Consider the following 26798-nt stretch of genomic DNA (forward strand, 5'->3'; position numbering starts at 1 on the left):
CCCCCGACCTCGTGACCGACCCCACCGGGGCCGCCCCCGAACGGCCGGCGGACCGCACGAAGTAGTCCCGGCGCACCTCTTGTTCAGCCCCTTTGCTCTGCTTCACCCCAGGCAACACCAGGTGTCCGCTATCCGGACGTTGGGTGTTGCCTGGGGGGAAGCAGAGCAAAGGACACGCTCAGGGTTGTCCCGGGGGGCGGGCCGAGCGTGCGAGCGGGCACGAAAGCCGCCCGCTCGGACGTGGCCAGGCCCGGCCCCCGGAGAGCGGGGACCGGGCCTGGCGTGGTGCGTGGTGCGTGGTGCCTACCAGCCCAGGTAGCTGGGTTGGGTCTGCACGTTCAGTTCGTTGTAACGGGTCAGCTTGGCCGTCCAGGTCCGCCAGTCGTTCAGCTCCAGGACGTCCAGGCCCTTCACCATGTCGTTGGAGTAGATGTGGCCGTTGTAGTAATACGCGGACCAGGTGCCGCCGCCGACGAGCGAGTCGGTCGAGAGCGGGCCGCGCTCCCAGAAGGCGATCTCCTTCGGGTGGGCCGAGTCGGTGAAGTCCCAGACCGAGATGCCGCCCTGATACCACGCCTGGACCATGATGTCCCGACCGAGCACCGGGACCAGCGAGCCGTTGTGCGCCACGCAGTTCTCGGTGTCGGCGTTCATCCGGGGGATCTTGTAGTAGCTGCGGAAGGTCATCTTCCGGGCATCACCGCGGCCGCTGATGTCGTAGATGGCGTCCGCGCCCCGGTTGGGTCCGATGGCCTCGTTGCAGGTCGCCGCCCCGCCACCACCCAGCTCGTCGGTGAAGATCACCTTGGTGCCGGAGTTGTTGAAGGTGGCCGAGTGCCAGAACGCGAAGTTGACCTCGTCCCGGATTCGGTTGATGACCCGGGGCGCCTCCCGGTTCTTGATGTCGAGCAGGACGCCGTCACCCATGCAGGCGCCAGCGGCCAGGTCCTTCGACGGGTAGGCGGTGATGTCGTGACATCCGGTGGTCGCCGAGCCCGTCGTGCTGCCGGGGAAGCCGCCATCCGGGAAGAGGTTGGGCGTCGCGACCACGGCCGCGTCGGTCGGCTTCTTCAGCGGCACCTTGATGATCGAGATGGAGTCGTGCGGCGGCTGGCAGTCCGGGAATTCGGCCCGCGGGCTGTACGACGAGACGTACAGGTAGACGGCCTTGCGGTCCTTGCCCGGCACCAGGGTGTGGGTGTGCGAGCCGCAGGCCGTCTCGACGGACTTGATGTACCGCGGGTTGGCCTTGTCCTTGATGTCGAAGACCTTGATGCCCTCCCAGGACCCCTTCACGTCCGCGCCCTGCGCGGTGCTGTTGCAGGAGTCGTCGCTGCGGGACGAGTCGGTGGAGAGGAACAGCAGGTCGCCGTGGACGGAGATGTCGTTCTGCGACCCCGGGCAGAGCACCCGGGCCTTGACCGTCGGCGCGCTGGGCCGCGAGATGTCGTAGATGACGAAGCCGTTGTAGTTGCCGGCGAACGCGTACTTGCCCTGGAAGGCGATGTCACTGTTGATCGCGTCCAGTGGCGCGACCTTGGGAACGTTGGCGATCTGGCGCAGGTTGGGGCTGCTCACGATCTCGTCGACACCGGGGATCGTGTTGGCGGCGGGAGCCGCCTGCGGCACCACCTGGGCGTTGCTCGCCGGGGCGACGAGCGCGCTGGCGACGAGGAGGCCGGTCGTGGCGAGCGCCACGGTGCGGAGTTGTCGTAACCGTGGCTTGTGGAGTCTGATCATCGGCGAGGCCCTTCGCAAGGGGAAGATGATGGTCGACACCTTACCTTCCGACGAAGGTCGTCGATGTGACCCGGGTCACACCAAAGTGCGTTCGTCAATGGATAGCATCGCGGTGACCTCGACCTCAGGGAGTGGCCCATGACCAACCGGCGCGCACGCACCCTGGCGATCGTCACACTGGCGCTCGTGCTTCCGCTTGTCGCTTTCATCGTGAGCCGCGCCGGCGTCGACGCCACGACAGGCGCCGCGCAGTCGGTCTCCGCGCCCGCCACCACCCTGCCCGCCGTGACGCCGACGGCCAGCCCCGTACCCACCGACCTGACCGTCATCGCGCCTGGCCGCCCGGGTGAGTCGGCGGCCACCCGCGCGGCCCACGAGGTCCGCGACGCAGGCCCCGCCCCGCACAACTCGATGGACGTCTGGTTCGTCCGGATGATGATCCCGCACCACGCGCAGGCCCTCGCGATGGCGGAGCTCGCAGGAGACCGTGCCGTCGACCCCGACATCCGCGCCCTCGCCGAGCGCATCCGGGCCAGCCAGGGGCCGGAGATGGGCATGATGCGTGGTTGGTTGCAGACCCGCGGCCTCCCGGCCGAGGTCCAGGGACACGATCACGGCACCATGCGCGGCATGCAGTCACCCGAGGCGATGCGGCAGCTCGCCGCAACCCGTGGCGCGGACTTCGACCGGCTCTTCGTCCAGATGATGACCGCACACCACGAGGGCGCCATCGAACTGGCCACCAACCTAATCACGGTCGGTTCCGACCTGACGCTCAACGAATTCGCCACCTCGGTCGCCACCGAGCAGACCGTCGAGATCGAGCGAATGCGCGAGGTCCTCGCCCGCTGAGCGCGCCCTGCGGCACGTACGCTGGGTGACCGTGAGACGCACGATGTTCGGTCGCCCGCTGCGCGCCGTCGCCTTCGACGTGGCCGTCTCCGCCGTGGTGGCCCTCATCGGCCTGGCTGGCTCGGCCAACCTGGCGGGCGGCTGGGCGGCCGCGCTGGTCGCTGTGGGGATGGCCGGGGCGCTGCTGTTCCGCCGCGCACACCCGGGTGCGGTGACCGTGGCGGTCGCGGCGCTCAGCCTGGTGCAGGTGATCGCCCAGTGGGGTCCACTGCCCTTCGACGTCGCCGTCCTGATCGCGCTCTACAGCGTGGTGAAGTATGGCGAGCGGCTGCGCGTTGGGGTGCTCGCCGGCGCGGTCGCCGCCGTGGGCGTGGTGCTCGCCGCCGTGCAGACCCCGGGCGTCATCTTCTGGTGGGTGAGCGCGCTGTGGTACGCGCTGGTCACCGGCGCGGTGTGGCTGGTCGCGCTGAACGTGCGGACCCGGCGGCTCTACGTGCTCAGCCTGGAGGAACGGGCAACGACCCTGGAACGCGAGCGGGAAGCCGAGTCCCGGGCGGCGGTCGCCGAGGAACGCACCCGGATCGCTCGTGAGCTGCACGACGTGGTCGCCCACAGCATGGCGGTGATGATCGTCCAGGCCGACGGCGCCCGGTTCATGCTCGACCGTGACCCCGCCCAGGCGCGTACCGCCGTGAAGGTGGTCGCGGACACCGGCCGGGCCGCACTGGAGGAGATGCGTCGGCTGGTCGGCGTCCTGCGCGACGCCGGGCCGTCCGGCGGGGACGGGCTCGCGGTGGCCGCCGACCCGGAGCACCGACGGCTGGCCCTGGCCGAGTTGCCCGATCTTCTGTCCCGGTTCGCCGACGCCGGGCTGTGCGTCCGCAGCGCCGTCACCGGTGAACCGCCGACCCTGCCCCCAGGGTTGGAGTTGACCGTCTACCGGGTGGTGCAGGAGGCGCTGACCAACGCGCTCAAGCACGCCGGCGTCGACGCCGTCGTCGAGGTCGTCCTGGCGTACACCGCCGAGGCCATCGTGGTCCGGGTCCGCGACGACGGTCGGGGCCGCCCGCTGGTCAGCCCGGCACCGTCTGGCGGTCACGGTCTGCTCGGCATGCGGGAGCGGGTGACGGTGTACGACGGCAGCCTCACCGCCGGGCCTCGGCCGGCCGGGGGCTGGCAGGTCGAGGTCCGGCTGCCGCTACCGTCGGACCCGGCTACGGAGGTGATCGCGGCATGACGGTCCGGGTGGTGATCGTGGACGACCAGGCGCTGGTGCGCGCCGGGTTTCGGATGGTGCTGGACTCCCAGCCCGACCTGGAGGTGGTTGGGGAGGCGATCGACGGCGCGGACGCCCTGCGGGTGCTCGCCCGCACCGAGGCCGACGTGGTCGTGATGGACATTCGGATGCCGACCATGGACGGGGTGGAGGCGACCCGCCGGCTCTGCGCCGACCGGCCCACGGGCACGCCCCGGGTGCTGGTGCTGACCACGTTCGACACCGAGGCCGACGCGTTCGCGGCCCTGCAGGCCGGGGCGAGTGGGTTCCTGCTCAAGAACGTCCCGCCGGAGGAGTTGCTCGCCGCGATCCGGGTGGTGGCCCAGGGCGACTCGGTCGTGGCCCCGTCGATCACCCGGCGGCTGCTGGACCGGTTCGCCGGGCAACTCGCCGTCCCGATCGCAGACCCTCGCCTCACCCAACTCACCGAACGGGAACACGAGGTGCTGCTGTTGGTCGCACAGGGGCTGTCCAACGCGGAGATCGCCGCCCAGGTGCATGTGGCCGAGGCGACGGTGAAGACCCACGTCGGGCGGATCCTGGCGAAGCTCCAGCTGCGCGACCGCGTCCAAGCGGTGGTCCTGGCGTACGAAAGTGGGCTGGTGACACCCGGCGGATGAGTCCGCGTACGACCTGGGGCGTAGCGGTCGGCGGGGGCACCGCGACTCGGGGCGCACACAGGTCGAGCGCTCAGGTGGAGATCGACCGACCAACTCCGGCCATAGCGTCGGAGGGGTTCGATCCGCCACCTGCACCGGGAGCCCCGCATTGATCCGCCTGACCCTGCGCTCGTTGCGCGCCGAAGCGCTGCGCATGCTGCTGTCCGCGCTGGCCGTCGTGCTCGGTGTCGCGTTCGTCGCCGGCACCATGATCTTCGTCGACGGGATGAGCGCCGGGGCGTACGAGCGGGCCGGCACCTTCGACCGGCACACCGACCTGGGTGTCTACTCGACCGGCCGTGAGTTGTTGCCCCCGAACCTGATCGACCGGGTGCGCGCGGTCGACGGGGTGGCCGCCGCAGCCGGGGAGCTGACCAACACCGCGGGGCTCCTCGGCACCGACGGTCGCCCGGTGCTGGGCTACACCATGCTCGTCGCGATCCCCACCGAGGACGCTCTGCGCTCGTACGACGTGGTCGCCGGCCGGTTGCCCGACCGTGCCGGGGAGGTGGTGCTCGACGCGCCGACGGTGGCCGAGGAGGGTTTCACGCTCGGCGCTCCGGTCCGCGTCGGCAGCACCGGCGGCGCGGCCCGCTCGTACACCCTGGTCGGCACCGTCGACGTGGCTGGCACCGTCCGCGACGTCGGCGGCCCGTTCGTCGGCCTGGTCGGACCGGACGCGTTGGCCCTCACCGGCGAGCGGGGCTATGGCCGCATCATGGTGGCGGCCCGACCGGGGGCCTCCGTCACGGCGCTGGCCGATGAGCTACGCGCCGTGGCTGGTGGCAAATTCACCGTGAAGGGTCGCCAGCAGATCCTCGACGAGGCCGTGGAGGACGCGGTCCGCAACGTGGCCCAGTTCCGGATGCTGCTGTTGATCTTCGTGGGGGTGGCCGTGGTGGTGGCCGGCTTCGTGATCGCCAACACCTTCGCGATCGTGCTGGCACAGCGCACCCGGCGGACCGCGCTCCTGCGCCTGATCGGCGCCACCCGGGGGCAGGTCTTCCGGGCCGCTCTGCTGGAGTCGGCGGTGCTGGGGCTGGTCGCCTCCGCGCTCGGCGTGCTGCTCGGGGTGGCCCTCGCCGGCGGGATGCGACTGTTGATGTCCCGACTGGACGTACCGGTCAGCGGCGGCCTGACCGTGACCGGTTCGACAGTGCTGACCGGCCTGCTGCTGGGCACCGCGCTCACCGTATGCGCCGCCCTGCTCCCGGCCTGGCGGGGGACACGGGTCGCTCCGGTGGCCGCCCTCACCGACGCCGCGGTGCAGCAGAGCCAGGGTGCTGGTCGGGTTCGGCTGACCTTCGGCGCGGTGGTGCTGGCCGTCGGTGTCGCCGCGCTGGTTGGCGCCGCCAGCGCCGGTCAGCTGCTGCTGGTGGCCCTCGGCGGGGTGCTGACCTTCTTCGGGATCGTGCTGTTCGGGCCGGTGCTCGTCCCGGCGCTGGCCCGGGTGTTCGGTTGGCCGGCACGTCGGTTGCTTCCGACGATCGGTGCGCTGGCGGTGGCCAACGCGGTCCGCAATCCGCAGCGGGTCGCCTCGACCGCCACCGCCCTGGTGATCGGGATCGGACTCGTGTCGGCTTTCATGGTCGGCGGCCGCAGCACCAAGGTCGGCATCGAACACAGCGTGGATGCCCAGATCGGGACGGACTTCGTGGTCGTCGGAATCGGTCAGGAGCTGCCTGCCGCGCTCGTCGGTGAGCTGGCCGCCCGCCCCGAGTTGGGTGTGGTGCACGAGCAGCGCAGCACGGTCGCCGCCGACATCGAGATCCGCGCCGCCGACCCGGCGTTGGTCGGCCGGACGTTGAGCGGGGTGCTGGCCGGCGCCGCCGATCAGGTCGGGCCGGGGCAGGTGCTGGTGCACCGGGAGTTGGCGCAGGCACGCGGCTGGCAGGTCGGCTCCTCGGTGACCGTCGGGGGCCGGTCGTTCCGGGTGGCCGCCGTCGTCACCGACGACACGCCCGGCAACGGTGCGCCCGCCGGCCACGTCATCGACATGGCCGACGCGGACTTCACCGCGCTCTTTCCCGGTCAGCGAGGCTTCCTGGCCGAGATCAACCCCGCCACCGGGGTGAGCGCCGAGCGCGCTCGGGACGCGATCGAGGCGGTGCTGGGCAGCTACCCGACCGTGAACCTGATGGACCAGGGCGCGTACAAGAAGATGCTCACCGGCACGGTGGACATGGTGCTCGCCCTCGTCACCGCGCTGCTCGGCCTCGCCGTGGTGATCGCCCTGGTCGGCGTCGCGAACACGCTGAGCCTGTCGGTGGTCGAGCGCACCAGAGAGAACGCCGTACTGCGGGCGGTCGGGCTCACCCGAGCGCGGATGCGGGCGGTGCTCGCCGTGGAGGCGGGGCTGATGGCGCTAGTCGGTGCGGTGCTCGGGGTCGGGCTGGGCACCGGCGTCAGCGCCTCCGCGATGGCTCTGCTGGCCCGCTTCGACGACAACTTCCACGTGGTGCTGCCGCTCGGCCAGCTCGGGCTGGTCCTCGGCGTCGCGGTGCTGGCCGCCCTGCTGGCCTCGGTACTGCCGGCCCGCCGGGCACTGTCCCGCCCGGTCGTCGAGGCGCTCGCCGACCAGTGACCCGTCGTGCCGCCGCCCAGGCGAACGGACGGACATCCGCCGGCCGGCCCCGCCGTCTTCCCCGGCGGCGGGACCGGCCAGCGGTGCCGGGTCTACAGGCGTTCGACCACTGGACCGACGCACCGGTTGCGGGTGTCGAAGACGTACTGGGCGTGCTGAACCACGAGGTCGTAGTCGAAGCTGTCGTGGTCGGTGACCACCACCACCGCGTCCGCCGCCCGCACCTCCTGCTCGCTGAGCCCGACCACGGTGACCCCGGCCGGGATCTGGTGCGCCTCGGCGAACGGCTCGACCGCGTGGACCTCCGCGCCGAGGGCCTGCAACCGGCGGGCCACGTCGACCGCGGGGGAGTCCCGCATGTCGCCGGTGTTCTTCTTGTACGCCAGCCCGAGCAGCAGCAGCCGGGCACCACTGACCGCGCGGCCGTTCCGGTTCAGCCCCGCCATGATCCGCTGCGTGACGTGCTCGGGCATCTCGTGGTTGATGTCGTTGGCCAGCTCGATGAAGCGGAACTGCCGACCGAGACGGCGCTTGACCTGCCACGACAGGTAGCACGGGTCGATCGGCAGACAGTGCCCGCCAACGCCGGGCCCGGGCCGGAACGGCAGAAAACCGAACGGCTTGGTCTCGGCGGCGTCGATCGCCTGCCAGACGTCGATGTCGAGGTGGTGCGAGAGCATCGTCAGCTCGTTGATCAGCGCGATGTTGACCTGGCGGAAGGTGTTTTCGATCAGCTTGGTCAGCTCGGCGACGCGGGTGGAGTCCACCGGCACGGTGCGCTCCACGAGGCGCCTGTAGAACTCGTCGACCTTGACCAGCGACGCCGGGTCCACGCCGGAGACCACCTTCGGGGTGTTCTCCAGCCGCCACGTCGGGTTGCCCGGGTCGATCCGCTCCGGGCTGTAGCCGAGATGGAAGTCGCCGGGACTGCGCAGCCCGCTCGCCGACTCCAACAGAGGGCGCAGCAACTCCTCGGTGGTGCCGGGGTACGTGGTCGATTCCAGGATCACCGTGCAGCCCGGGCGTACGTATGGGCCGATTCCGACGCCGGCCTGCTCGACGAAGCTCAGGTCGGGGGTGCCGTCGCGCAGCGGGGTCGGGACGGTGATGACGCAGATGTCGAAGCCTTCGGCATCGGTGTACTCCGTGCTGGGGTTGTACCGACCGCTTCCCAACGCCCGGCCCAGGCGGTCGGTCCTGATGTCCTCGACGAACGACTCGCCGGAGGCGAGACGCTTCACCCGATCGGCGTCCACGTCGAGGCCGACGACGTCCAGCCCTGCCTCGACGGCGCGCATTGCCAGCGGCAGTCCGACGTACCCCTGACCGATCACGACCAGCTTCTCAGCGCTCACCCAGGCTCCCGCAGCAGATGGTAGATATAGCCTGCTGAGAGCCTAGAGGCGCTTTCGGTGCCACAAGTCCGTTTTGGGGATATCGGTGCTGGTGGGACTACCAGCGGGTGCAGCCGTCGCGCTCAGCCGGCCTCCGGTTCGACCGGATCGGACGGCGTGGTCTCCGGCGTGGTCGGCGTGGTCGAGGGTGGCGGGGTGGTCGGATCATCCGTCGGGGCAGTGGTCGGCGGAGTGCTCACCGTCGGCGTCGGTGTCGGCGTCGGCGGGCTGCTTGTCTGGCTGGGCTTCGGGCTCGCCGTGGTGGAGACCGGGGCCGACGGGGAGTTGCCGGGAGGGGGCGACCGGTCAGGCCGGCCCGTCTCGGCGCTGGTGGGCTGCTCGTTCGCCGCCGGCAGGTCCAGCGGGCCGGTCGGCGCCACCGTCGGCGAGGTCGTCGGCAGTTTGACCGCCGGATCGTCGCCGGCATCGCGCCCCGCGCCCAGCGCCGCGCCGAGCCCGACCAGCGCCACCAGCACGGCCACCCCCGCGCCAACCAGCGGCCCACGCCGCCGCCGACGCCCGGCCCGGGCCTCACTCGCGACCGCCGCGCCGGTCGGCACGTCGGTGCCGGTGGCCGGCCCGGCGTCACGCAGCGAGACGGCCACTGCCATCGCTGTCGGGGGCTCGCCGCCGGTGACCGCGGTCCGAGCGGCCTCGGCCATCGCCGCTCCGCTGGTGAACCGATCCAGCGGATCCTTCGCCAAGGCCCGGGACACCAGGGCACGGACCGCCTCCGGGATCTCGTGCGGCAACTCCGGCGGTTCGTCGTCGAGGTGCCGGACGGCAACCTGGAGCGGGTTGTCGCCGGTGAACGGCGGGCTACCCGTGAGACAGCAGTAGGTGACCGCGCCCAGCGCGTAGATGTCGGTGGCACCGCTGACCGGCCGGCCGGCGGCCTGCTCGGGTGCCATGTAGAGGGCGGTCCCGGGCACCGCGTTGGTGCTGGTGATGCTGGTGATGTCGGTGGAACGCGCCACGCCGAAGTCGACCAGGACAACCGTGCCGTCCTCGTGCACCAGCAGGTTGCTGGGCTTGACGTCGCGGTGCACGATGCCGCCGCGGTGCGCCGCGTTCAGTGCCGCGGCCGCCTGGGCCACGATCGACATCGTCTCGGCCACGTCGAGTCGGCCGGCCGCCTCGATCCTCTTGGACAACGGCTCGCCGTCGACGAACTCCATGACCAGGTAGTCCGCCCGACCGCCGTCGGGCAGGTCGTCCGCTCCGCAGTCGAAGACCTGCACGATGCCGGGGTGCCGCAGCGCCGCCATGATCCGGGCCTCGGCCCGGAACCGGGCGATGAAGTCGGGGTCGGAGACCAGTGCTGGCAGCAGGACCTTGACCGCGACCTGCCGGCCGAGGATCAGGTCCGAGGCACGCCAGACGTCGCCCATACCGCCGGTGGCGACACGTTCGTCCAAGCGGTAGCGACCGCTGAGCACGACCTCCGATGACAACACGGCAATACCGTACCCAGAGCGGTGCGAGTCGGCGCGTCACGCCCGGTCGGCCGAACGAGTGATACGGACCGTTCATCCAGCCTGACCTGTGTGGACGCAGCTTTTTTGTGACGGCGTGACGACGTGCTGTGAGGAAATCCGACATATTTCGACGTACGGGCGGTCGGCGGCGCGGCAATAGAGCGCTTTCGGGTGCGGATTCCGCCCCCTGATTACGGGCCGTGACGACAACATGCCGTCCCGCAGGGTTGAGAATCGTCACTCTTCCGTGACAACGCGCCGACTTGTCGCGCCGTTGGGTCGGTCCTAGCGTTAGTCCGGCTCGGTGCCGCCCGGCGACCTCGGCCGGCAGTGCGCGCCGAGCCGACCACCCTGGCGTTGACCCACCAGGCATCGCGACCTGACGACCTCGGTCGCGGGCAGGATCGGATCGGCGGAGGGCGGTGCGGGTGCTGATCGGACGGACGACTCGTACCGTGTGGTCTGCCTCAGCGCGGCCGATCGGGCCGGCGTGCGCTGGGCATCGCGGATGACCGGCGAGCTGTCGGAGGCGGTCAGCGCAGCACAGGCGGGCGACGAGGACGCGTTCCGCTTCCTGTACCGCAGCCTCCAGCCGGGCCTGCTGCGGTATCTGACCGCACTTGTCGGCGCGGACGCCGAGGACGTCGCCTCCGAGGCCTGGCTGCAGATCTCCCGTGACCTGCCCAGCTTCACCGGTGGCGAGTTCCGCGCCTGGATTGTCACGATCGCCCGCAACCGGGCGATGGATCACCTGCGTCGGCTGCGCCGCCGACCGTCCCTGCCCGTCCCGGTGCAGGCGCTCGTCGACCTGGCCAGCGACGCGGACACGGCCGAGGGCGCCAGCGAGACGATCGGCACCGAGACCGCCCTGGCACTGATCGCCACCCTGCCTCCCCGCGAGGCCGAGGCAGTCCTGCTGAGGGCCGTGATCGGTTTGGACGCGGAATCCGCCGGTCGGGTGCTGGGCCGTCGGGCCGGTGCCGTTCGGACCGCCACCCACCGGGGTTTGCGACGGCTCGCAGCCCTGCTGGAGCGGCAGACCCCGGCCGAGCCGTCCATCGGGGGCGAGGGCGTGCCGCCGCCGCGCCCGGGCAGCGGCGCATCCCTGCGGGCATCGCGCGCTGAGCCGGCGGACGGCTGACGTGAGGGGATTCTGGATGAACCCGTTCCGGCGGGCCGACCATGCCGAGACCGAACGGCTGCTCGACTCGGCCCGCGCCAACCTGGACACGGCGTCGGATCAGGCGCACCGCACCGCGCCTGTCGAAGGGGACGCGACGTCACCCCAGGTCCGTGTGCCTTCCCCGACCATGCCCTCAGCCGAGCCGGTGGCCGGGTTGCTCGCCGCAGCCGCCGGCCCGATCCGGCCCGGAGAGTTGGCCGGCGAGGAGGCCGCGCTGGCCGCGTTCCGGGCCGCCCGGGCCAACCCGGCGTCGTCCGCGCCACACCGGCAGGGCCGTCGCCGCCTGACCACTGGCGCGGTCGCCTGGATCGGCGCGGTGGCCGCCACCGCCACGGCGGGCGCGGCCTTCGCCGCGGTCACCACCCGGGACTGGGCGCCGGACCCGGTCCCACCGGCGCCGTCGGGCACGTCACCGACCCCCGACGAGAGGGCGCCCACGTCCGGCGAGCCCAGACGGTCGGAGTCCCATGGCACGCCGTCGCCCGGCACGCCGTCGCATGGCCCACTGTCTCCTGGCCCACCGTCTCCTGGCATGCCGCCTCCTGGAACCCCGCCGGCACACACCCCGCCCGAGGGCCAACTGCACGGATTGTGTCGCGCCTGGCAGGCCAAGAAACCCGAACAACGGGAGACGGCGTTGCGGACGCCGGCCTTCGAGAGGCTGGTGATCGCCGCCGGCGGCGCCGAAGAGGTCGAGGCGTACTGCCAGCGGCTGGTGCCCGAGGTCAGGCCGTCCGATGCGGCTAAGCCCGAGCCACCACCCCCGCCGACGGGCCACCCCACCCGCGAGTAAGCGGTCGACGACTGGGGCGGTTCGTTCCGCCCTGTGGGGGAAAGTTCGTCTGTTAGACAGAGCTTGGTGGCGCCGCGCACGCCCCCCGACGGTGTCGGTGGGTGAGTTTACGGTGGCACCGTGTCCCGCAGCCGGCACACGGAGAGGGGGCCCGACCGTTGGTGACGTCGCCCGAGTTGGACCGCAGCGCCATCCTGCATGAGTCCGCAGCCGCAGGGCGGCACCTCGCCCGGATCTGCTTCAAGACCGGCCCACCGGCACTCACCGGCGTCGAACTGGAATGGACAGTGCACGACGCCGCCGATCCTGCCCGTCCCGTCGACCTGACGCGGCTGCGGGCGGCGCTGGGGCGGCACAGCCCCACCACGCTGGATGCCACAAGCCCGGCTGAGCCGCTGCGACACGGCGGCATGGTCACCCTGGAGCCGGGTGGCCAGTTGGAGATCTCCACCCCGCCCCGTCCCTCGGTCACCGTGCTGATTCAGGCCACCGAGGCAGATATCGCCCAGGTCACCGACCTGCTGGCCGCCGCCGGGTTGATCCTCGGCCGCAGCGGAATCGACCCACACCGACGGCCCCGCCCGGTGCTGGAAACTCCCCGTTACCAGGCCATGCGCGGTTCCTTCGACCGACACGGTCCGGCGGGCCGCACGATGATGTACAGCACCGCCGGCCTGCAGGTCTGCCTCGACGCCGGTGAGCCGGACCAGGTCGCGGCACGCTGGGCAGCCGCCCACGCGGTCGGCCCCCCGCTGCTCGCGGTGTTCGCCTCGGCCAGCCGGCACGCCGGACGGCGCACCGGGTGGGCCTCCGCGCGGATGGCCGCCTGGCTGGCCATCGACCCGGCCCGCACCCGCCCGGTCTGGACGCCCGGCTGTGTCGACGAGGACCCGACCGACACCTGGATCCGGTACGTGCTCGCCGCACCGCTGCTCTGCCTGCGACGGCAGGGCCCCGACTGGGCCCCGCCCGTCGGCGTGACGTTCGCCGACTGGCTCGACGGTGCGCTGCCCCACCCGCCGACGACCGATGACCTCGACTACCACGTCAGCACCCTCTTTCCCCCCGTGCGGCCGCGCGGCTACCTGGAGTTGCGCTACCTGGACGCCCAACCCGACCGGGACTGGCGGCTCCCGCTGGCGGTGCTGACCGCCCTCTTCACTGATCCGGTAACGGTGCGCGGGGCGTACGCGATCGCCGCGCCGGTGGCGCACCGCTGGTCGGCCGCAGCCCGGCATGGCCTGGCCGACCGGGCGCTGGCTGGCGCCGCGGCGGCGCTGCTCGACCTGGCCCTGGCCACGCTGCCCCGGTTGGACCTGCCGGCCAGCATCCACGACGAGATCCAGCGGGGTATACGACGGCGGCTGACCGCCGCAGAGAGGCGGTGACGGTGAGCGCGAGGAGTGAGCCGGGGTTGCGAGCCCCGCAGTCGCGATCGGAGGGCGAATCAGTGAGCGCGAGGAGTGAGCCGGGGTTGCGAGCCCCGCAGTCGCGATCGGAGGGCGAATCAGTGACCGTGAGCACGACGGGACACGCCGACGGGGAGCAGTTGCGTGCGCGGATCGCGGGGGAGTTGGCTCGGGCCCGCTCCCGCACGATGCTGCTGACCGAGGTGGTCGACGACGCCGACCTGATGCGCCAACATTCACCGCTGATGTCGCCGCTGGTCTGGGACCTCGCCCATGTGGGCAACCAGGAGGAGCTCTGGCTGGTCCGCGACGTCGGGGGCCGCGAGCCGATTCGGTGCGACATCGACGAGCTTTACGACGCGTTCAAGCAGCCGCGACGGGATCGCCCGACGTTGCCGCTGCTGCCGCCCGCCGAGGCGCGCGCCTACCTGGGCACCGTTCGGGACAAGGTGCACGACCTGCTCGACGCGGTGGCTTTCACCGAGCGGCCGCTGGTCGCCGATGGGTTCGCCTTCGGCATGATCGTGCAGCACGAGCAGCAGCACGACGAGACCATGCTCGCCACCCACCAGCTGCGCTCGGGGTCGGCGGTGCTGCACGCCCCGCCGCCGCCTGAGCCCTCCGCCCGGGTCGGCGGGGAGGTGCTGGTGCCGGCCGGCGATTTCATGATGGGCACCGACACCGACCCGTGGGCTCTGGACAACGAACGCCCCGCGCACCGCGTCGACCTGCCGGCGTACGTCATCGACGCCGCCCCGGTCACCAATGGGCAGTACGCAGCCTTCATTGGCGACGGCGGCTACACCGATCAGCGCTGGTGGAGTCCGGCCGGTTGGGCACATCGGCTTCGGGAGCAGCTCAGCGCGCCGCTGCACTGGCGCCGCGACGGCGACGAATGGTCGTACCGGCGCTTCGGCACGTGGAGCCGGGTCCGCGCCGACGAGCCGGTGGTGCACGTGTGCTGGTACGAGGCGCAGGCGTACGCGGCGTGGGCCGGCAAGCGGCTGCCGACCGAGGCGGAGTGGGAGAAGGCGGCCCGTTGGGACCCGGTGACGGGGCGGTCCCGCCGTTACCCCTGGGGGGATGGCGAGCCGACCGAGGCCCACGCCAACCTCGATCAACGCCATCTGCGGCCGGCGCCGGTGGGCGCGTACCCAGCTGGTGTTTCGCCGTTGGGTGTGCACCAGCTCATCGGTGACGTGTGGGAGTGGACGTCGACGACGTTCAAGGGGCATCCCGGTTTCACCGCGTTTCCCTACCGCGAATACTCGGCGGTCTTCTTCGGCGACGACTACCGGGTGCTGCGCGGTGGCTCGTTCGGCACCGACCGTTCGGCCTGCCGGGGCACCTTCCGCAATTGGGACTATCCGATTCGCCGGCAGATCTTCAGCGGTTTCCGCTGCGCCCGCGACGCCGGACCGGAGGAGTCGTACCGGTGAGCCACCGCGCGGCCGACGGCCCGGCGGGCGAGGTGCGCTGATGTGTCGCCACCTGGCCTACCTGGGCCCGCCGGTCACCCTGGCCGAGGTTCTGTTCGACCCTGCGCACTCGCTGGTGCGGCAGTCCTGGGCTCCCCGCGACATGCGCGGCGGCGGCACGATCAACGCCGACGGGTTCGGGGTTGGTTGGTATCCGGGCGAGGGTGAGCCGGTGCGCTACCGGCGGGCGCAGCCGATCTGGAGCGATCCGACCATCGCTGAGCTCGCGGCGGTGACCCGCACCGGCGCGCTGCTCGCGGCGGTGCGCTCGGCCACCGTCGGGATGGCGGTGCTCGACGGCGCCGCCGCGCCGTTCGCCGAGGGGCGGTGGCTGTTCAGCCACAACGGTGTGGTCCGTGGCTGGCCGGACGCGGTGGTGCCACTCGCCGCCGGCCTGCCGGTGCGGGATCTGCTGACCTTGGACGCCGCCACTGACTCGGCGTTGCTCTGGGCACTGGTTCGGCATCGGCTGCGCGCTGGCGAGGACCCGGCCGAGGCGGTCGGGCGGACGGTGGTCGACGTCGCCGCGGCCGCCCCTGGGTCTCGGCTCAACCTGCTGATCACCGACGGGCGCCGGGCGGTGGCCAGCGTGGCCGGGCACGCATTGGCGGTACGCGAGACACCGGGTGCGGTGCTGATCGCCTCGGAGCCACACGACGACGATCCCGGGTGGCGGTCGGTGCCGGAGGGGCACCTCGTCGTCGCCGCCGCGGGTGAGGTTCGGGTACGTCCACTGCCGATCCGGTGAGCCGCACCGGTCGGGTACGCAACGGTTGATCGAGTAGAGAGGCGAACCGATGACGGCGGAACCGCTGGAGATCTACCTCGACGAGAGCGACCTGGAGCGCGGCCTGCGCGACGACGTCCGGGCTGGGCTGAGCGCCGGGCAGAAGTGGCTGCCGCCGAAGTGGTTCTACGACGCCCGGGGTAGCGAGCTGTTCGAGGAGATCACCCGACTTCCGGAGTACTACCCGACCCGGGCCGAGCGGGCTGTGTTGGCCGAGCACGCTCGGGACATCGCGGCGCTGACCGAGGCCAAGACCGTGATCGAGTTGGGCTCCGGCTCGTCGGACAAGACTCGGCTGCTATTGGACGCCTTCGCCCGGCGGGGCGGTCTGGGCACGTTCGTCCCGCTCGACGTGTCGGTCAGCGCGCTGCTGGGGTCCACCGCCCAGATCGCCGCCGATTATCCGAGCCTGCGGGTCCGGGGCATCGTGGGTGACTTCACCCGGCAACTGGACCGGCTGCCCACCGGGGGCCGCCGGCTCGTGGTGTTCCTCGGTGGCACCATCGGCAACCTGCTGCCCGCCGAGCGGGCCGAGTTCCTGACGGCGATGCGCGGTGCGCTGGAGGTTGGCGACTGGCTGCTGCTCGGCACCGACCTGGTAAAGGACCCGTCGGTGATCGTGCCGGCGTACGACGATGCGGCCGGGGTCACCGCCGAGTTCAACCGCAATGTGTTGCACGTGGTCAATCGGGAGTTGGGCGCCGACTTCGACGCGGGGGCGTTCGAGCACGTCGCTGTCTGGGACCCGGCCCAGGAGTGGATCGAGATGCGGTTACGGGCGACCCGGCAGATGCGCGTGCGGGTGCGGGTGCTGGGCGTGACCGTCGACTTCGCCGAGGGGGAGGAGCTTCGTACCGAGGTCTCGGCGAAGTTCCACCCGGATCGGATCGCCGCGGAGCTGACCACGGCCGGCTTCGGCACGACGGAGTTCTGGACCGACGTGGACGGGCTTTTCGGGGTCACTCTGGCCCGGGCACGGTGAGCCTTTCCACCCACCCCCGACCGGGCCGGCGGTGATCGGTTAGGCTGGTCGCGCGAAGGGGAGTAGCCCCCAATGTCGTGGTCGACATACTGGTGCGTTCTGCACCCGGCCACGCGGCCCCGGTTTCCGGGGCGGGCGAGACCTTCGACTCAGGCTGTTGCAGCCGGGTCGAGGGCGCCCCTGTTCCTCCTCCCGGCGTTGAACGGGAAGGATGTCATGGAGGGATTTTTCGCCGCGCTGGTCGTCAGCTTCGGCGTCATCTTCGTCGCCGAGCTGGGGGACAAGTCCCAGTTGATGGCGTTGACCTTCGCCACGCGGTTCAAGCCGATCCCGGTGCTGATCGGCATCACCGTCGCCACGGCGGTGGTGCACCTGGCGTCGGTCGCCATCGGCGTGGGTCTCGGTGCGGTGCTGCCCACCGAATGGATCTCCCTGGTCGCCGGCGTGGCGTTCCTCGGTTTCGGTGCGTGGACCCTGCGCGGGGACAAGCTCACCGAGGAGGAGAAGCGCAAGGCGGAGAGGACCAGCAAGACCGCGATCGTGGCGGTGTCGGTGGCGTTCTTCCTGGCCGAGTTGGGCGACAAGACGATGCTCGCCACGATCACGCTCGCCACCAAGTACGGCTGGTTCGGCACCTGGCTCGGCTCCACCATCGGCATGGTGGCCGCCGACGCGTTGGCCATCCTGGTCGGCCGGATGCTGGGGCGCCGGCTGCCGGAGAAGGCCATCAAGTACGGGGCCGCGATCCTGTTCGCCATCTCCGGTCTCTGGCTGATCCTGGAGGCGGTGAACGAGCTGACCTGAGTGCCGACTAGCTGCTCCGAGGGCGGGTAACGGCCCGGAGTGGAGCCGGCCGAGCTGTTGCGCCACGGCGACCAGGTGCTGGTTGCCGTGGTGGAGGTGGCCGGCGCTCTGGTGATCTTCGTTGGCGCGGTCTGGGCGGCGGTGCGGTTCGTGGTCGAAGGGCTACGACACCGCACCGCCGCAGTTTTCACCCCGATCCGGCTCTCGCTGGGCCGATTCCTGACTCTCGGTCTCGAATTCCAGTTGGCGGCCGACGTGTTGCGAACCGCGGTGTCCCCGTCGTTCAACCAGATCGGCCAACTGGCCGCGATCGCCACGATCCGGACGGCGTTGAACTACTTCCTGGGCCGGGAGATTCGTCAGGAGCAGCGGCAGGTGGCCGAGGGGAGGCGTGGGACGTGATGGCCGCCCTGGTCACGGCGGTCACCGCCCTGGCCCTGGTCACCGGTGTGGTCACCGCGCTCACCACCGCGGCGCTCCGGACGGCCATCCGGCTGCTGCTGGACCTGTTGACCGCGGCCGGCCTGCTCCGGCTCGCCGGCGATCCGGGCTGGAACGGCCTGGCCGGCGCGGTGGCGATCATCGCCCTGCGGCAACTGCTCGGAGCGGCACTGAGCGTCCCGCCGTCGTGGTCGCGGCGACAATCCCCAGCGCCCTGCGCCGCAGAGGATCACCCCCTACCGTTGGCGGTAAGAGGCGAAACCGGGGAAAGCGGGAGGATAACCACATGAGCCGGCACGACGAACCGAACGAGTACGGCTTTGCCGGCGACCCCACCGCCCCCGAACCGCCGCCCCGTGGAAAACCCGACGAGCAGGATCGTGCCGAGGCGGTGGCGGTGCCGGGCGACGACCTCACCGCACCGGCGTCCGAGGCGTTGGTGGAGGAGACCGAGGACCTGCCGCCCGCCGAGCGCCGCCACTGAGCGGAGCCGGGCGCCACGACGGGGACCGCCACCTGGGCCGCGCGGCCCAGCCGTGCGCCGGCCCGTGTGTTCAGCGGTCGGCTGGCCGCTGGTAGACGTCGGGTACGCCGTCGCCGTCGACGTCCAGCCGCTCCCGCTCCGCCACCTGGCGGTACGCGGCGTTGCGGCGGACGAGCACCGTGGCGGCCAGCCCGGCGGAGATCAGCGACCCGAGCAGCACAGCAACCTTGACCCGATCGTCGGCCGTGCTGCCGGTGCCGAAGGCCAGGTCGCCGATGAGCAGCGACACGGTGAATCCGACGCCGGCCAGCAGGGCGATCCCCCGCAGGTCCGACCAGGTGATGTCGTCGTCCAACTCGGCGCGGGTGAAGCGGGCCAGCAGGTACGTCGAGCCGAAGATACCGAGGCTCTTGCCGAGCACCAGTCCGGCGACGATGGCGATCACCACCGGGTCGGTCAGCAGGCCACCCAGGTCGGTGCCGCGCAGGGTGACCCCGGCGGCGAACAGAGCGAAGATCGGCACCGCGATACCTGCCGACACCGGCCGCCAACGGTGCTCCAGGCGCGCGGCGAGCCCGCCCTCGTCCGCTCCCGTACCGCTGGTGGCCGCTTGGCCGCCACCCACCGCCCGTCGGCGGGCCAGCACCGGGACCGTGAAGCCGAGCAGGACACCGGCGACGGTGGCGTGCACACCCGAGGCGTGCACGAGTGCCCAGGCGGCGATCGCGAGTGGGATCAGTGCCCACCACCAGGTACGGCCGCGCTGCACGAGCAACGCGAAGAGCCCGATCGGCGCCAGCGCCGCGATCAGCGCAACGGGTTGGAAGTCGGCGGTGTAGAAGACCGCGATGATGGTGATGGCGAACAGGTCGTCGACCACGGCGAGGGTGAGCAGGAACGCGCGTAGGCCCTGGGGTAGGTGTGAGCTGACCAGGGCGAGCACGGCGAGCGCGAAGGCGATGTCGGTGGCGGTCGGAATGGCCCAGCCGCGCAGACCCGCCCCGCCGGCGCTCAGGACGACCGCCGCGTAGATCAGCGCCGGCAGCAGCATGCCGCCGAGGGCGGCCACCACGGGCAGCACCGCCCTGCGCGGGTCGCGTAGCTCACCGGCGACGAACTCCCGCTTGAGCTCCAGGCCCACCACGAAGAAGAAGATGGCCAGGAGGCCGTCCGCCGCCCAGGTGGCCACGTCCAGGTCGAGGTGCCAGGGCGCGCCACCGGGCCAGGGCACCCAGGTGCCAAGCCGGGTGTACGAGTCGGACCAGGGCGAATTGGCCCAGATCAGCGCCAGCACGGCACCGAACAGCAGCAATGCGCCCCCGACCGTCTCGGTTCGCAGCACATCGGCCAGGTGCCGGGCCTCGGGCCAGGTCGATCGCGAGAACAGCCGAGCCGTCGGTCGCCGCTCGGATGGGGGGGAGGTCATTTGCGGGGTTCACCTCGGGAATCAGGACGGCAGGAATCGACTCGCCGACCAGACTTCCCGGCACACCGTTGCCGACCCTATCCGGGTTCGTGTGCGGCCGCGACCGCGGAGTTGGTCGGCCGCCGACTTTTCCCGGGCGTCGCCGCTGCCGAATGCCCGTTTGTCCGGTTGGTTATGCGGGCGCATGTGTCGGAGGCAGAAAGTACCTAACTCCGGACATAAGCCGTATGAACCGCTTTAATGGTTTCACGAGTTGACAGACGACCTTGGGGGTTTTCGTGAAGTTTTTTGGCGTAACCGGACCGACGCGGAGGCGCTCCTGATGGAACTGCTCCGCCATCTGCGCCATGTGCGTCGGCACTGGTGGGTCGTGCTGGTCACGGTCATGGTGCTCCTGGGCGTCTCGGCGTTCCTGACCGTAAGGGCCAAACCCCGGTACGTCGCCTCGGTGACCTTCTTCGTCACCACCCCCAACTCGGGCGTCAGCGACGCCTACCAGGGCGGGCTCTTCCTCCAACAGCGCGTCAAGTCGTACGCCGACCTGCTCACCAGCGACCGGCTGGCGCAGAGCGTGGTGGCCGACACGCCGGTCGGCCTCACCGCGGACGAGGTGCGAAGCCGGGTCAGCACCTCCACCGAGACCGGCACCGTCCTGCTGCGCGCGTCGATCAACGACACTGACCAGACCCGGGCGTTGCGGGTGACGGAAAGTCTCGCCACGAAGTTCGTCGAACTGGTAGAGAAGGTCGAGACGACACCGGAGGGCAAGGCCCCACTCAAGATCGAGATCGTCAGCGGTCCACGGGTCAGCGCCAACCCGGTCTCGCCGCAGCCGGCGCGCAACCTCACCCTCGGCGGCATGATCGGCCTGGTGCTCGGCGTCGGGCTGGCGATCCTGCGCGGCGTCGCCGACGTCCGGCTGCGTGATGCCGCCGGCCTGCAACGAGCCACCGGCAGCCCGCTCCTCGGCGAGATCCCGTTCGAGAGCAGCGCCCGCGCCAAGCCGCTCATCATCGGCGACGCCGCGACCTCGGCGCGCGCCGAGGCGGTCCGCAAACTGCGTACCAACCTGCGTTTCGTGGATGTCCACGAGCCGGCCCGGGTCATCGCCGTGACCAGCGCCCTGCAGGGCGAGGGCAAGACCACGCTCTCCTGCAACCTGGCCATCGCGCTGGCCGAGGCGGGTTGGCGTGTGCTGCTCGTCGATGCGGACCTGCGCCGCCCGAAGGTCGACGAGTACCTGGGCCTGGACGCCGGAGTCGGCCTCACCGACGTGCTCGTCGGCGACGTGAAGGTCGGCGACGTCGTGCAGCGCTGGGGCGACAAGTCGATGCTGGTGCTACCGAGCGGTTCCGCCCCGCCGAACCCGAGCGAGCTGCTCGGTTCCAAGGCGATGTCGGACCTGCTGCTGGCGCTGCGGGAGTCGGCGGACATCGTGATCATCGACACCGCACCGCTGCTCGCGGTGACCGACGGCGTGGTCGTGGCCGTGCAGGCCGACGGTGCGTTGCTGGTGACCCAGCAGGGCCGTACCTCGCGGAGTCAGGTGGCCGCGGCGGCCCGCTCGCTGCACTCGGTGTCCGTTCGGCTCCTCGGCTGCGTGCTCAACATGGCCAAGGTGGCCAAGGCCGAGGCGTATCAGTACGAGGCCTACCGGGTGGTCACCTCGATTTCCAAGGGGTCGGCGCCGACCGAACGGGCGACGGCCGGCCGGCACAGCGGGACCACCACCGGGGTCAACGGCGTCGCCGACCACACCCAGGAACTCACCCGGCTGCCCCGATGAGTGCGGCGAGGGGTCGCAGCGACCGTTCGATCTCCTCGGCGCAGCGTCGGAAGTCGGCGGCCGTGCCGCCGATCGGGTCCCGAAGGTCGTCCTCGTCCGGGGCGGCGGGTTGCAGCCGTCCCCGGGCCTGGGCGGCGGCGGCGATCGCCGCCCGCAACGGGTCGTCGGCCGACTCGGCGGGCACCTCGGCCGCCGCGGCCAGCCGGCCGAACTGGTGCAGGGTGAACGTCCGGTGCAGGGCACTCGGGGCCAGCGCGGTGCAGATCGAGCGCTGGCGCCTTGTCGCGGTCAGCACCAGCGTCGCATCCACCAGGTACTCCGGCCGCAACCCTCGCGTCCGGAACGCCGCCGCGTCCGCGCCGCTCTCGGCCACGACCTCCATCGCGTACGGATGCATGGCCAGCCCGTCGATCGCGTCGGTGCCGGCGCTGGCCACGGTGACGGGCCGGTCGGCCAGCAGCCGCCGGGCCAGATGCTCGGCCATCGCTGACCGGCACAGGTTGGCGTGGCAGACGAACAACACGCGATCAGCCATCGGTGCCCCTCTCATCGGTGCGGACGCGGGTGACCGCAGCACCGCGAGGACGGTGCGTCGGCGCCAGCGGCCGCGCAGGGAGGGGTTGTCGGCATCGTACGCGGGCCGTCCACCCGTCGGTCAGGGTGCCGCGCCGGCCGACGCCGATCCGCAGTGGATGGGGGCGTACCAGTGAAGATCGGCATCCTGTCCTACCACTTTCCGCCCGAGCCTGCGTTCATCCCCGGCAGCCTCGCCGAGGAGTTGGCCGCGCGGGGGCACGAGGTTCGGGTGCTCACCGGTTTTCCGGACTACCCCGGCGGGCACGTCTATCCCGGCTGGCGGCAGCGTTGGCACCACGAGACGCACAGCGAACGGCTGACCGTCCGACGGGTGCCGCGCTATCCCGCGGGTGCCACGTCCACCGGAGCCCGGATGGCCAGCTACCTCTCGTTCGCCGGCAGCGCGACGCTCACCGCGCGCCGGTTTTTCAGCGGCGTGGACGCGCTGTACGTCTTTCAACTCCCAGCCACGACGTTCGCCGCCGCCGGGGTGCTCCGGCTGCTCGGGCAGGTGCCGGCGGTGCTGCACGTCCAGGACGTCTGGACCCGCGACGGCACCGACGAGGCGGCCGAGGGCCGCTGGGTGGCGCGGATGGGCAGCGCGATGACCCGGATCTACCGGGCTGCCGCGCGGATCGCCGTCGCCGCGCCGTCGATGCGGGATCTGGTTGTCGCCGCCGGCGCCGAACCGGCCCGGGTTCGGCTGGTGCTGAACTGGACCGACGAGCGGATCTTCTACCCGGCGACGCCCGGTGCGGCCGCCCGCCAGTTGGTCCGCCGCGATGGTCGGTGCGTGGTGATGCACGCCGGCACCATCGGCTCACGGCAAGGGTTGGAAACCGCGGTCCGTGCGGCGGCGGCGCTGGATCGGACGATGGATCTGGTCCTGGTCGGTTCGGGCGCGGCCGAGCGGCGGGTCCGAGGGCTTGCCGCCGAGTTGGGTGCGGACAACGTTCGCTTCGTGGAGCGACGGTCGCCGGTCGACATGCCCGAGTTGTACGCCGCCGCCGACTATCAGCTGATCATGTTGCGCGATCTTCCGGAGCTGCGCGGCATGGTGCCCGGCAAACTCCAGGCCGCTCTCTCCTGTGCCGCACCGGTGGTCGCGTCGGCCGGCGGGGACACGGCTGAGCTGGTCGAACGGGCCAGGGCGGGGCTGTCCTGTCCACCTGAGGACTGGGCGGCGCTGGCCGATCGGTTCTGGTTGGCCGCCACCATTCCTCCGCCGGCACGCACCGAAATGGGCCGCCGAGGGCGGGCGGCGTACCTGCGGGAGATGTCGCTCCCCGCCGGGGTGGACCGGATCGAGCGGCTGCTGCATGAGGCGGCGGGGCGTGTCGAAGAACCCACCGCCGAGCCGCGAAGGAAACTCGCTTAAAGGACGACAAGCGCAATAACGGTATGAAGTTCCCCGAGACGTGCTAAGAACGTCAGGGAATCGACCTTCTGTCTGGCTCCGCGAACGGGAGTGTGGTGTGACGGAGAGCGAACGGCCGACCCGGCGACGGAGCCGGTCCCGGCGCAGACGGCGTGCCCGATTGCGACGGGCACTCCTCGGCGCCCTGGTGGTCGGCTCGCTGCTGCTGGCGACCGGCGGGTGGATCGGCTTCCGCGGCTGGCAGGCCCGTGCTCACCTGCTCAACGCCGCCGGCCTGGCCCGGGAGTTGAGCGCCCAGGTGGTCGGTGGGGACACCGACCGTGCCCTGCGGACGCTCGCCGCACTACAGGAGCAGTCCGGGGCGGCCCGGGCGGCAACCGCCGATCCAACCTGGGGGCTCGGTCGGCGTACGCCGCTCGCCGGCGACGATCTCGACGCAGTCCGGCGGATCTCTGTCGCCATCGACGAGCTGGCCCGGCAGGCGTTCCCGACTCTGCTTCGGACGGATCTGACCAGCCTGGTGCCGGCCGGCGGCCGGGTGGATCTCGCTCGGCTCACCGCTGTCTCCGCCGAGCTGACCCGGGTGGACGAGTCGGTGCAGCGTACGCGCCGAGACCTGGCAGCGGTGCCGGCCGACAGCCTGGTCAGCCAGATCCGGCAGGCGTTGACCGACCTGCGCGCCGAGATCGACCGATTGGCCAGCCTGACTGCGGCCGCCGACCAGGGAGCTCGCCTGCTGCCGCCACTGCTCGGCGTGAACGGACCGCGAAGGTACCTGCTGGTCTCACAGAACCTCGCCGAGCTGCGCGCCACCGGAGGCATGTTCGGTGCGTACGCCATGTTGGAGGCTGAGAACGGCGCGGTGAAGATGGGCAAGCAGGGCAGCAGTGCCTCGCTCGGCCGGTTCACCCCGGCGCTGAAGGTGCCCAACGAGATCCGGGCGCTCTGGACCGACCTGCCCGGCATCTATCCCGCCGACGTCAATCTGTCGCCGCACTTCCCGTCCGCCGCAGCGCTCTACCGCGAGATGTTCCGCCGCTCAACGGGCACCACTGTCGACGGAGTGCTTGCCGTCGACCCGGTGGTGCTGTCCTACCTGCTCAAGGCGACGGGCCCGGTGCTGGTGCCCGGCGGTGTCCCGCTTGCCAGCGAAAAGGTCGTGCAGACCCTGCTCAACGACAGCTACCAGCGGCTGAACGTCAAGCAGCAGGACGAGTTCTTCGCGTCGTCGGCCGCTTCGGTGTTCGACGCCTTCTTCAAGAAGAATGTCAACCCGCGTGTGTTGTTGTCCGCATTTGACCGTGCTATCACTGAACGCCGGATATTGTTCTGGAGTGCCCGACCTGAGGAACAGCGGACATTCGGCGAAAGTCGGATGGCCGGGTCACTTCCGGAACAGGACACCGTGCCAACGGTCGGCGTGTTCTTCAACGACGGCAGCGGCGCGAAGCTCGGCTACTACCTGCGGCCGACGGCGAACCTGACAGTCGGCGAATGCCGGCCTGACGGCCGCCGCGAGCTCCGGCTGCGGGTGACTCTGCGCTCGATGGCGCCGAAGTCCGGACTTAGCGAATCCGTTCTCGGCCTCGGTCTGGCTGGCGACCCGTACACCGCTCGCACCTTGGTGTCGATCTTCAGCCCGGCTGGTGGCGCGGTGGTCGAGGCCCGGATCGACGGGGTCGAGACGGCGCTTGGCAGCGGCACCGAACGTCGCCGTCAGGTGGCGACCACCAGCGTCGACGTCGGCCCCGGCGCCGAGAAGGTGCTGGAGGCAACCGTGTTGACGGCCAAGACCGGCGTCGGGCAGGCCGAGCTGTGGCTGACCCCCACCGCCAACCCCTGGACCACCCAAGTTCATTCCGCACCAAGCTGTGACCAGTAGGAGGGAACCAATCATGCGGCTTTCCCGCATCATCATGGCGCTCACGGTCGGCCTGGCCGTGGTGGCCGTGCCGACGGCAGCGGGGGCGGCACAGCCGCAGCCGGCGCCCAGCGCGACCACCGACCCGCCTCAGCCGCCGCCGTACACGCCGGTCGGCCCGTCGCTCACCGTCAACCGGCCGACGATCTACATCGGTGAGACCGTCATCCTGACCGGTGTCGGTTTCGGCCCGAACGAGACTGTCGACATCGCGGTGACGGTGGCCCCGTTCGCTGCTCCGGCCGGCGGTCAGGCTCCGGCTCGCCGCAGCGATGGCAGCACCGTGGCCATGGCCCCGGTGGCCTACCAGGCGAGCGCGCCGCTGAACTTCACGGCGTACACCGACGGCCAGGGTCGCTTCACCAAGAGCTACAAGCCGTCGGTGACGGGTCAGCTGACCTTCACCGCCACGGGCCGGGAGTCCGACCGTACGGCCTCCACGGAGCTGCGGGTGCTGCACAAGAAGCAGCCGCTGCCCGTCACCGGTGACAGCCTCGGCACACCCATGAAGCTCGGCGGTGGCCTGGTCGGTGCCGGAGCGGTGATGCTGCTGCTGACCCTGGCCTGGCGTCGCCGCCAGCGCCTCGGCGGGGCTGCGCACTAACCCGCACACCACTGGGCAGTGCCCGGATCGCACCTGAAGCTGGCGCCCGTCGGAACACTCCGACGGGCGCCAGCGCGTGCTGGCGGCTCTCCGCACCCATGTCCCTCCGGGACCTCCCGTAGCCGCTCACAAAGTCTCAGCTGCGACAGGTCACCCTTCAAGGGGGGATGTCGTAGTCGAGCCCGGACACGGGCGCCCGCCGAGTGCAAGGGCGCCGGCCGTGTCAGTGCCGCGCCGACCAGCGTGGGTGCACCGTGGGCTGGGGGCCCGGGCCGTGAAAGCGTCCGGTACGGAGCCAAGTCGCATTTGCCCAAATATGTGGAGTCCCGACACGGTCGTCAGAATCATGATCGACACGACATCGCCGACATGGGGGTAACCCGCACCCCGGATGCCCCAACATCGGCGATATGGAGTGGATCACCGCCCGGGGCGGCCGAGGTGAGGTCTAATCTGGCCATGCATGAGTGATTTGTCCGGACTGGGGTAGTCGGGCCTGGCCCTGCCGCATCCGTGGGTGACTTCTCCGGTCTGGGGTGCTCTGACCTGTGAGCGGCGGCATCCGTCGCCCGGAATCAAGGCCGGGTCGGGGTCGTTACATACCCTGACGATCGCAGGACCACGGCGCGGCCACCCCGCGACCCGGGGTTGGAATGCCGGCCCCCGCCCGGTCGTTGCAGTCCCCACGAACGACCACCCGGCTACCGCCTCCACGAGGGTGCCAGCGGATGGGCCAGCCCGGAATGACCCCGGTCCCCGGGTC

The 26798-nt window shown here is 71.2% G+C and carries 23 protein-coding genes; 18 read left to right on the top strand and 5 right to left on the bottom strand.

Annotated elements, in window-relative coordinates:
• Positions 1-303: 303 nt before the first annotated feature.
• Positions 304-1740 carry an LVIVD repeat-containing protein gene (locus ACLQ28_RS11600; RefSeq protein WP_425686225.1) on the bottom strand — a complete coding sequence of 479 codons (1437 nt, stop codon included), beginning with the start codon at positions 1738-1740 and terminating at the stop codon, positions 304-306.
• Positions 1741-1878: 138 nt separating this feature from the next.
• Here ACLQ28_RS11600 and ACLQ28_RS11605 point away from each other — a divergent pair, with 138 nt between their 5' ends.
• The 4 genes from ACLQ28_RS11605 (at position 1879) to ACLQ28_RS11620 (ending at position 7111) form a co-directional block, all read left to right on the top strand.
• The gene (locus ACLQ28_RS11605) at positions 1879-2592 is read left to right on the top strand and encodes a DUF305 domain-containing protein (protein ID WP_425686226.1); all 714 of its coding nucleotides are present in this window, start codon (positions 1879-1881) and stop codon (positions 2590-2592) included.
• 25 nt (positions 2593-2617) lie between these two features.
• Positions 2618-3829 (top strand): sensor histidine kinase, encoded by a 1212-nt coding sequence (locus ACLQ28_RS11610; protein WP_425686227.1) that lies wholly within the window; start codon positions 2618-2620, stop codon positions 3827-3829.
• Positions 3826-4488 carry a response regulator gene (locus ACLQ28_RS11615; protein WP_425686228.1) on the top strand — a complete coding sequence of 221 codons (663 nt, stop codon included), beginning with the start codon at positions 3826-3828 and terminating at the stop codon, positions 4486-4488. Before ACLQ28_RS11610 ends, ACLQ28_RS11615 begins: the two co-directional genes overlap by 4 nt.
• Before the next feature lie 148 nt (positions 4489-4636).
• Complete coding sequence (locus ACLQ28_RS11620) at positions 4637-7111, top strand: ABC transporter permease (protein WP_425686229.1); 2475 nt, start codon at positions 4637-4639, stop codon at positions 7109-7111.
• 92 nt (positions 7112-7203) lie between these two features.
• Here the strand turns inward: ACLQ28_RS11620 and ACLQ28_RS11625 are convergent, their stop codons facing one another.
• A complete protein-coding gene (locus ACLQ28_RS11625) occupies positions 7204-8466 on the bottom strand; it encodes a nucleotide sugar dehydrogenase (protein WP_425686230.1) in 1263 nt (420 codons plus the stop codon).
• A gap of 122 nt (positions 8467-8588) precedes the next feature.
• Complete coding sequence (locus ACLQ28_RS11630) at positions 8589-9962, bottom strand: serine/threonine-protein kinase (protein ID WP_425686231.1); 1374 nt, start codon at positions 9960-9962, stop codon at positions 8589-8591.
• Positions 9963-10491: 529 nt separating this feature from the next.
• Here ACLQ28_RS11630 and ACLQ28_RS11635 point away from each other — a divergent pair.
• From ACLQ28_RS11635 to ACLQ28_RS11680, 10 genes are all read left to right on the top strand, one after another.
• A complete protein-coding gene (locus tag ACLQ28_RS11635; RefSeq protein WP_425686232.1) occupies positions 10492-11124 on the top strand; it encodes an RNA polymerase sigma factor in 633 nt (210 codons plus the stop codon).
• Between the two features lie 16 nt (positions 11125-11140).
• Positions 11141-11959: a hypothetical protein gene (locus tag ACLQ28_RS11640; RefSeq protein WP_425686233.1), complete on the top strand. Its 819-nt coding sequence runs from the start codon at positions 11141-11143 to the stop codon at positions 11957-11959.
• Between the two features lie 158 nt (positions 11960-12117).
• Entirely contained in the window at positions 12118-13347 is a 1230-nt protein-coding gene (gene egtA, locus ACLQ28_RS11645) for an ergothioneine biosynthesis glutamate--cysteine ligase EgtA (protein ID WP_425686234.1), read from the top strand.
• Between the two features lie 128 nt (positions 13348-13475).
• A complete protein-coding gene (gene egtB / locus ACLQ28_RS11650; RefSeq protein ID WP_425686235.1) occupies positions 13476-14807 on the top strand; it encodes an ergothioneine biosynthesis protein EgtB in 1332 nt (443 codons plus the stop codon).
• 40 nt (positions 14808-14847) lie between these two features.
• Positions 14848-15594 carry an ergothioneine biosynthesis protein EgtC gene (gene egtC / locus ACLQ28_RS11655; RefSeq protein ID WP_425686236.1) on the top strand — a complete coding sequence of 249 codons (747 nt, stop codon included), beginning with the start codon at positions 14848-14850 and terminating at the stop codon, positions 15592-15594.
• Positions 15595-15643: 49 nt separating this feature from the next.
• Positions 15644-16615 (top strand): L-histidine N(alpha)-methyltransferase, encoded by a 972-nt coding sequence (gene egtD / locus ACLQ28_RS11660; RefSeq protein ID WP_425686237.1) that lies wholly within the window; start codon positions 15644-15646, stop codon positions 16613-16615.
• 216 nt (positions 16616-16831) lie between these two features.
• Complete coding sequence (locus ACLQ28_RS11665) at positions 16832-17419, top strand: TMEM165/GDT1 family protein (RefSeq protein ID WP_425686238.1); 588 nt, start codon at positions 16832-16834, stop codon at positions 17417-17419.
• A gap of 39 nt (positions 17420-17458) precedes the next feature.
• A complete protein-coding gene (locus ACLQ28_RS11670; protein WP_425686239.1) occupies positions 17459-17821 on the top strand; it encodes a DUF1622 domain-containing protein in 363 nt (120 codons plus the stop codon).
• On the top strand, positions 17821-18150 hold the full coding sequence (locus ACLQ28_RS11675) for a hypothetical protein (protein WP_425686240.1): 330 nt from the start codon (positions 17821-17823) through the stop codon (positions 18148-18150). Before ACLQ28_RS11670 ends, ACLQ28_RS11675 begins: the two co-directional genes overlap by 1 nt.
• The gene (locus ACLQ28_RS11680; protein WP_425686241.1) at positions 18147-18344 is read left to right on the top strand and encodes a hypothetical protein; all 198 of its coding nucleotides are present in this window, start codon (positions 18147-18149) and stop codon (positions 18342-18344) included. Before ACLQ28_RS11675 ends, ACLQ28_RS11680 begins: the two co-directional genes overlap by 4 nt.
• Before the next feature lie 70 nt (positions 18345-18414).
• On the opposite strand, the gene nhaA is transcribed toward ACLQ28_RS11680, so the two are convergent.
• Positions 18415-19770, bottom strand: a complete 1356-nt coding sequence (gene nhaA, locus ACLQ28_RS11685) for a Na+/H+ antiporter NhaA (RefSeq protein ID WP_425686242.1) — start codon at positions 19768-19770, stop codon at positions 18415-18417.
• Between the two features lie 322 nt (positions 19771-20092).
• Here nhaA and ACLQ28_RS11690 point away from each other — a divergent pair, with 322 nt between their 5' ends.
• Complete coding sequence (locus ACLQ28_RS11690) at positions 20093-21556, top strand: polysaccharide biosynthesis tyrosine autokinase (RefSeq protein WP_425686243.1); 1464 nt, start codon at positions 20093-20095, stop codon at positions 21554-21556.
• On the opposite strand, the gene ACLQ28_RS11695 is transcribed toward ACLQ28_RS11690, so the two are convergent.
• The gene (locus ACLQ28_RS11695; RefSeq protein WP_425686244.1) at positions 21537-22091 is read right to left on the bottom strand and encodes a low molecular weight phosphatase family protein; all 555 of its coding nucleotides are present in this window, start codon (positions 22089-22091) and stop codon (positions 21537-21539) included. The two genes, ACLQ28_RS11690 and ACLQ28_RS11695, sit on opposite strands and share 20 nt — an antisense overlap.
• A 171-nt stretch (positions 22092-22262) precedes the next feature.
• On the opposite strand from ACLQ28_RS11695, the gene ACLQ28_RS11700 reads away from it, so the two are divergent.
• From ACLQ28_RS11700 to ACLQ28_RS11710, 3 genes are all read left to right on the top strand, one after another.
• Positions 22263-23510 carry a glycosyltransferase family 4 protein gene (locus ACLQ28_RS11700; protein ID WP_425686245.1) on the top strand — a complete coding sequence of 416 codons (1248 nt, stop codon included), beginning with the start codon at positions 22263-22265 and terminating at the stop codon, positions 23508-23510.
• 160 nt (positions 23511-23670) lie between these two features.
• Positions 23671-25392: a DUF4012 domain-containing protein gene (locus ACLQ28_RS11705; protein WP_425686246.1), complete on the top strand. Its 1722-nt coding sequence runs from the start codon at positions 23671-23673 to the stop codon at positions 25390-25392.
• 13 nt (positions 25393-25405) lie between these two features.
• A complete protein-coding gene (locus ACLQ28_RS11710; protein WP_425686247.1) occupies positions 25406-26035 on the top strand; it encodes a hypothetical protein in 630 nt (209 codons plus the stop codon).
• Positions 26036-26798 lie beyond the last annotated feature (763 nt).

This window comes from Micromonospora sp. DT201, assembly GCF_049841575.1.
Lineage (GTDB): Bacteria > Actinomycetota > Actinomycetes > Mycobacteriales > Micromonosporaceae > Micromonospora.